A 6,823-nucleotide genomic window follows, 5' to 3' on the forward strand; every position below is an offset into this window, starting at 1 on the left:
CCGTCGCCCCCGACCGGCGGACGTACGTCCCCTACCCGGTGGAGACGTCGGGCGGCTGATCGCCGACCGTGTCTCAGGAGCCGCCGCCTTCCCTGACGGCCTTGACGATCCCGGAGAAGTCCTGGTCCGCGCCGGCCCCCTCGGAGTAGGCGGCGTACAACTCTGCTGCCCGCAGCCCGAGTTCGGCGTTGATTCCGCCCGCCCTGGCGGCGTTGGCCGCCAGGCCCAGGTCCTTGGCCATGAGCGGGGCGGCGAAGCCGGGCCGGTAGTCCTGGTTGGCCGGGCTGCCGGGGACGGGCCCCGGCACCGGGCAGTTGACGGACAGGGCCCAGCACTGGCCGGACGCGGTGGAGGCGACGTCGTAGAGGGCCTGGTGGGACAGGCCCAGGCTCTCGCCGAGTACGAACGCCTCGCTCACCGCGATCATCGATATGCCGAGGATCATGTTGTTGCAGATCTTCGCGGCCTGTCCGGCGCCCGGTCCGCCGCAGTGCACGGCCTTCTTCCCCATGATCGCGAGGAGGGGTTCGGCCTCGGCGAACTCCGCCTCGCCGCCGCCCGCCATGAAGGTGAGCGTGCCGGCCTCCGCGCCGACCACTCCCCCGGAGACGGGGGCGTCCAGGGAGCGCGCCCCGGCGGCGGCCGCGGCCTCGTGGGCGGTGCGCGCGTCGGCCACGTCGATGGTGGAGCAGTCGATGAACAGCGTGCCCGGCCGGGCGGCGGCGAGCAGGTCCTCGGCCTGGTAGAGGCCGAGGACGTGGCGGCCCGCGGGCAGCATGGTGATCACCACGTCCGCGGTCGCCGCGGCGTCCGCCGCCGACGCGACCGTCTCGACGCCGGTTCCGGCGGCGGCGGTGAGCAGGCCGGGCATCAGGTCGTAGCCGAGGACCCGGTGGCCGGCCTTGGCGAGGTTCGCGGCCATGGGGCCGCCCATGTGGCCGAGGCCGATGAAGCCGATCGTGTGCTTGCCGTTCACCACGGCACCTCCTGCGGGGTTGCGGTCAGGTGGAGTTCGCCGCCGGCGGGCGGGGCGAAGTAGCGGGCCACGTCGGCGTCGGTGACGTCGGCGAGGGCGGCGGGCGCCCAGCGCGGGCTGCGGTCCTTGTCGACGACCTGCGCGCGGATGCCCTCGACCAGGTCGTGCGAGGCGAGCGCGGCGCAGGAGATCCGGTACTCCTGCTCCAGCACGCATTCCAGCGGGCCGAGGCGGGGCGCGGCGCGCAGGGCGGCGAGCGTGACCTTGAGGGCGGTGGGCGACTTGGTCGCCAGGGTGTCGGCGGCCTCGGCGGCGGCGCGTGCCCCGTGGCCGCGCAGCCGGGCGGTGATCTCCTCCATGGTGTCGGCGGCGTAGCAGGCGTCGATCCAGTCGCGGTGGCCGCTGAGTTCGCCGGGCGGGGGCTGTCGTACGTACGACTGGAGCGCGTCCCAGACCGGCCGCGTGGCGAGGTCGCCGAGCAGCCGGGGCAGGTCGTCGTGCGGGACGAAGTGGTCGGCGAGGCCGCACAGCAGGGCGTCTTCCGCGCCGATGTGCGCGCCGGTGAGCGCCAGGTGGGTGCCGAGTCCGCCTTCGGTGAGGGCCAGCAGGTAGGTGCCGCCGACGTCGGGTATGAAGCCGATGCCGGTCTCGGGCATGGCGACGCGGGAGCGTTCGGTGACGATGCGGACGCTGCCGTGGGCGGAGACGCCGACGCCGCCGCCCATGACGATGCCGTCCATCACGGCGACGTATGGCTTGGGGTAGCAGGCGATACGGGCGTTGAGCCGGTACTCGTCGCGCCAGAAGGCGGCGGAGGCGGTGCCTCCGGCGCGGGCGTCCTCGTGGATGGAGCGGATGTCGCCGCCCGCGCACAGGCCGCGCTCCCCCGCGCCGGTGATGATCACGGTCTGCACGGCCGGGTCACTCGCCCAGCCGGTGAGCGCCGTATCGATGCGCCGGACCATGTCGTGGGTGAGGGCGTTGAGGGCGCCGGGCCGGTTGAGGGTGAGGTAGGCGGCGCGGCCTTCGGTACGGAGCAGTACGGGCTCGTCGGCGGTCACCGGAACGCCTCCGTCAGGCCGCGGGCCACGATGACGCGCATGATCTCGTTGGTTCCTTCCAGGATCTGGTGGACGCGGAGGTCGCGGACGATCTTCTCGATGCCGTATTCGGTGAGGTAGCCGTAGCCGCCGTGCAGTTGGAGGGAGCGGTCGGCGACGGAGTAGCCGGTGTCGGTGGCGAAGCGCTTGGCCATCGCGCACAGCTGCGGCGCGGCGGGATCGCCGCGGTCCAGGACCTGGGCGGCCTGGTGGACCAGGGCGCGGGCGGCGGTGAGTTCGGTGGCCATGTCGGCGAGGCGGAACTGGAGGGCCTGCGCGTCGAGCAGCCGGGAGCCGAACGCCTGGCGGTCGGCGAGATGCCCGAGGCTCTTGTTGAGGGCGCTGCGCGCGCCGCCGAGGGAGCAGGCCGCGATGCCGAGCCGGCCGCCGTCGAGGCCGCTCATGGCGATGCGGAAGCCGTTCCCCGGCCGTCCCAGCAGCCGGTCGGCGGGGATGCGGACGCCGTCCAGGACGACTTGGCGGGTGGGCTGGGCGTTCCAGCCCATCTTCTTCTCGTTGGGCCCGAAGGAGAGGCCGGGGTCGTCCCGTTCGACGACGAAGGCGGAGATGCCGCGGGGGCCGTCCCCGTCGGTGCGGGCCATGACGATGTACACCTGGGCCGCTCCCGCGCCGGAGATGAACTGCTTCACTCCGTCGAGTACGTAGCAGTCGCCGTCGCGGACGGCCCGGGTGCGCAGGGCCCCGGCGTCCGATCCGGCGCCCGGCTCGGTGAGGCAGTAGCTGCCGAGGTCGTCCATGGCGCAGAGGCGGGGCAGCCACCGCGCGCGCTGCTGCGCGTCGCCGTGGCGGTCGATCATCCAGGCGACCATGTTGTGGATGGAGACGTACCCGGCGATGGACGGGCAGCCGGAGGCGAGGGCTTCGAGGATGAGGACGCCGTCGGCGCGGCTGAGGCCGCTGCCGCCCGCGTTCTCCCGTACGTAGATGCCGCCGAGTCCGAGTCCGGCGGCCTTGCGCAGCACGTCGAGCGGGAAGTGCTTGTCCTGGTCCCACTGGACGGCGCGGGGCGCGAGGTGGTCCTCCGCGAAGTCCAGGGTGGCTTCGACGAGGGCCTGTTGGTCTTCGGTGAGCAGGGTCGCGGTCATGGCGCTCATCCCATGGTGGGGAGGGTGAAGCTCGCGCCTTCCTTGGCGCCCGAGGGCCAGCGCGAGGTGACGGTCTTGGTGCGGGTGTAGAAGCGGATGGCGTCGGGGCCGTGCTGGCCCAGGTCGCCGAAACCGGACCGCTTCCAGCCGCCGAAGGTGTGGTAGGCGACGGGGACCGGGATGGGCACGTTGACGCCGATCATGCCGGTGTTCACGCGGCGGGTGAAGTCGCGGGCGGTGTCGCCGTCCCGGGTGAAGATGGCGACGCCGTTGCCGTACGGGTGCTCGCTGGGCAGCCGCAGGGCCTCCTCGTAGTCGGCGGCGCGCACGACGCACAGGACGGGGCCGAAGATCTCCTCACGGTAGATCCGCATCCGCGGGGTGACCCGGTCGAAGAGGGACGCGCCCGCGAAGAACCCGTTCTCGTGGCCGGGCAGGGTGAAGCCCCGGCCGTCGGCGACGAGTTCGGCGCCCTCGTTCACGCCGATGTCGACATAGCGGCGGACCCGGTCGAACGCGTCCCGGCTCACCAGGGGTCCGAAGTCGGCTTCCGGGTCGTCGCTGCGGCCGATGCGGAGCGTGCCGACGCGTTCCTTGAGGGCCGCGACCAGCCGGTCGGCCGTCTCCTCGCCGACGGGCACGGCCACCGAGATCGCCATGCACCGCTCGCCCGCGGACCCGTATCCGGCGCCGATGAGCGCGTCGACCACCTGGTCGAGGTCGGCGTCCGGCATCACGATCATGTGGTTCTTGGCGCCGCCGAAGCACTGGGCGCGCTTGCCGTGGGCGGCGGCGGTGGCGTAAATGTGCGCGGCGATCGGGGTGGATCCGACGAAGCCGAGCGCGCCGACCCGCGGGTCCTCCAGGAGGGTGTCGACGGCTTCCTTGCCGCCGTTGACGACGTTCAGGACGCCGGGCGGCAGGCCCGCCTCCAGGAACAGTTCGGCCAGCCGCAGCGGTACCGACGGGTCGCGCTCGGACGGCTTGAGGATGAACGCGTTTCCGCAGGCCAGGGCTGGTGCTGCCTTCCACAGCGGGATCATCGCGGGGAAGTTGAAGGGGGTGATCCCGGCGGTCACGCCGATGGGGGCGCGCAGCGAGTGGACGTCGATGCCCGTGCCGGCGTTGTCCGTGAACTCGCCCTTGAGGAGGTGCGGGATGCCCGCGGCGAACTCGACGACTTCGAGGCCGCGCTGGATGTCGCCGTGCGCGTCGGCCACGGTCTTGCCGTGCTCGGACGACAGCAGCCGGGCGAGGGAGTCGCGCTCGCCCTCGACGAGCTGGAGGAAGCGCAGCAGGACGCGGGCGCGGCGCTGCGGGTTCCACTCGCCCCACTCCCGCTGTGCGGTGAGCGCGTCGGCGATGGCCGCCTCGGTGTCGGCGCGGCCCGCGAGGGGGACGCGGGCCTGGACCGTACCGGTGTTGGGGTCGTACACGTCGCCGTGGAGGCCGGACGTGCCGGCGGTGTGCTTGCCGCCGATGAAGTGCGTGAGTTCGCGGACCATGGGTGCCTGCTCTCGTCAGGGGAGATCCGGGGACGGCGCGGGGCCGCGGCGGCGGGCGCACGGGTGGGTGCGCCGCCGCGGCGGGCCGCGGGACAGTGAACGCCGGGCCGCCGGACGGACGTCGAAGGCCGCCGGGGCGCGAGGGTCTACGAGCGCGGGGTGGGCCGGTCGCGCTCCGCCGGGTCACCAGGGTCGTGGGTACGGACCGGTGCCATGCGTGTCTGCTCCATCCTCGTGGACAACACGGAACATCCCGCGGCCGGTATCCTGACTCCCGGATCCCCGCGCGCCGCCCGTCTTCCCGGCAGACCTCGCCAGTGACGTGTGGATGGCAGCACACTCCCCGGTCACAGTGGCGGGACCGTGCCGGATTCACACCGGCTTCCCCGCACCGCGGACCTTGTGCCCCGAAGATATAGTTGGACGTCCTAGTAAGTCCACCCCCTCCGGCGACCGCTCCCCGGCACGCCCCGTGTCCCACATCACGTTCCGGGATGTGAACAGCGGTGCCCAGAAAACCCCCTGGCCTCTAGGCTGACCCGTGCAGCTGGTTCGCCCTGCCCCCCAGGCAGGCGCGTCGCAAGAGGGAACCCGGTGGGAATCCGGGACTGCCCCGCAGCGGTGAGCGGGAACGACCGCCGTCATACGCACTGGATCCGGCCATGGGTCCGGGAAGCGACGGCCAGTAGGAATCTGCCCCGGCAGATGTGCCCGCGAGTCCGAAGACCTGCCCGTTGCCCGTACGCGACCGATGGCGTACGGAAATCCCGGTGGCCTCGTGGGCGGGTCGGCGTGCATATCAGGCGGGACACCGCGCGGCTGACGCGCGGACACCGGCCTGGTCCGTCACCCTTCGCGTCCGCGTCCCGCCGCCGGGATCTCAAGGAGTTTCTCGCGAAGGAGATTTCCGTGACAGCGAAGTCCGCAGCCGCGGCAGCACGGGCCACCGTGTATGGCTACCCCCGCCAGGGCGCGAACCGCGAACTGAAGAAGGCCGTCGAGGGCTACTGGAAGGGCCGCGTCACCGCCGACGCCCTCCGGGAGACCGCGGCCGGCCTGCGCCGCGCGAACTGGCGGCAGTTGGCCGACGCCGGCGTCCACGAGGTGCCGACCGGCGACTTCTCGTACTACGACCACGTCCTGGACACCAGTGTCATGGTCGGCGCCATCCCGGCCCGGCACCGCGCCGCCGTCGACGCCGACCCGCTCGACGGCTACTTCGCCATGGCGCGCGGCAACCAGGACGTGGCACCCCTTGAGATGACCAAGTGGTTCGACACCAACTACCACTACCTGGTGCCGGAGCTGGGTCCGGACACGGTCTTCGCCGCCGACTCCGCCAAACAGGCCGCCGAGCTGACCGAGGCCCGTACGCTCGGCCACACCGCGCGGCCCGTCCTCGTCGGCCCCGTCACCTATCTCCTGCTGGCCAAGCCCGCCCCCGGCGTCGCCGCCGACTTCGAACCGCTCACCCTCCTCGACCGGCTGCTCCCCGTGTACGCGGAGATCCTCGCCGACCTGCGCGCGGCGGGCGCCGAGTGGGTGCAGCTGGACGAGCCCGCCCTCGTCCAGGACCGCACCCCGGCCGAACTGAACGCCGCCGCCCGCGCCTACCGCGACCTGGGCGCCCTCACCGAGCGGCCGAAGCTCCTCGTCGCCTCCTACTTCGACCGGCTCGGCGACGCGCTGCCCGTCCTCGCCAAGGCCCCGGTGGACGGCCTCGCGCTCGACTTCACCGAGGCCGCCGCCGCCAACCTGGACGACCTCGCCGCCGTCGGCGGGCTGCCGGGCAAGCGCCTGGTCGCGGGCGTCGTCAACGGCCGCAACATCTGGATCAACGACTTCGAGAAGTCCCTGGCCACCCTCGCCACCCTGCTCGGCCTCGCCGACCGGGTGGACGTGGCCGCCTCCTGCTCGCTGCTGCACGTGCCGATCGACGCGGCGGCCGAGCGCGACATCGACCCGCAGATCCTGCGCTGGCTCTCCTTCGCCCGGCAGAAGACCGCGGAGATCGCGACGCTCGCCCGCGGCCTCGCGCGCGGCACGGACACGATCGCCACCGAGATCGCCGCCAACCGGGCCGACCTGGCGTCCCGCGCCAGCTCCCCGATCACACGGGACCCGGCGGTACGGGCC

General features: G+C 72.9%; 4 protein-coding genes, 1 pseudogene and 2 riboswitches. Of the genes and pseudogenes, 1 reads left to right on the forward strand and 4 read right to left on the reverse strand.

The window, feature by feature from the left end:
* Nucleotides 1-73: 73 nt before the first annotated feature.
* Genes mmsB through ACFU99_RS27395 form a run of 4 tightly spaced genes read right to left on the reverse strand, consistent with a single transcriptional unit; the run spans nt 74 to nt 4,687 of the window.
* Nucleotides 74-976 carry a 3-hydroxyisobutyrate dehydrogenase gene (gene mmsB, locus ACFU99_RS27380; protein ID WP_384396788.1) on the reverse strand — a complete coding sequence of 301 codons (903 nt, stop codon included), beginning with the start codon at nt 974-976 and terminating at the stop codon, nt 74-76.
* Nucleotides 973-2,037 (reverse strand): enoyl-CoA hydratase/isomerase family protein, encoded by a 1,065-nt coding sequence (locus ACFU99_RS27385; protein WP_384396792.1) that lies wholly within the window; start codon nt 2,035-2,037, stop codon nt 973-975. Before ACFU99_RS27385 ends, mmsB begins: the two co-directional genes overlap by 4 nt.
* Nucleotides 2,034-3,182 (reverse strand): acyl-CoA dehydrogenase family protein, encoded by a 1,149-nt coding sequence (locus tag ACFU99_RS27390; RefSeq protein ID WP_384396795.1) that lies wholly within the window; start codon nt 3,180-3,182, stop codon nt 2,034-2,036. Before ACFU99_RS27390 ends, ACFU99_RS27385 begins: the two co-directional genes overlap by 4 nt.
* Before the next feature lie 5 nt (nt 3,183-3,187).
* On the reverse strand, nt 3,188-4,687 hold the full coding sequence (locus ACFU99_RS27395) for a CoA-acylating methylmalonate-semialdehyde dehydrogenase (protein ID WP_384396798.1): 1,500 nt from the start codon (nt 4,685-4,687) through the stop codon (nt 3,188-3,190).
* Nucleotides 4,688-4,926: 239 nt separating this feature from the next.
* Nucleotides 4,927-5,112: riboswitch (cobalamin riboswitch) on the reverse strand.
* A 106-nt stretch (nt 5,113-5,218) separates the two neighbouring features.
* Nucleotides 5,219-5,437, forward strand: a riboswitch (cobalamin riboswitch).
* 159 nt (nt 5,438-5,596) lie between these two features.
* Between ACFU99_RS27395 and ACFU99_RS27400 the strand changes: the two are divergent.
* Nucleotides 5,597-6,823 (forward strand): annotated as a pseudogene (locus tag ACFU99_RS27400) (5-methyltetrahydropteroyltriglutamate--homocysteine S-methyltransferase); the annotation flags it as partial.

Source organism: Streptomyces sp. NPDC057654 (assembly GCF_042800135.1).
In the GTDB taxonomy this organism is placed as follows: Bacteria; Actinomycetota; Actinomycetes; order Streptomycetales; family Streptomycetaceae; genus Streptomyces.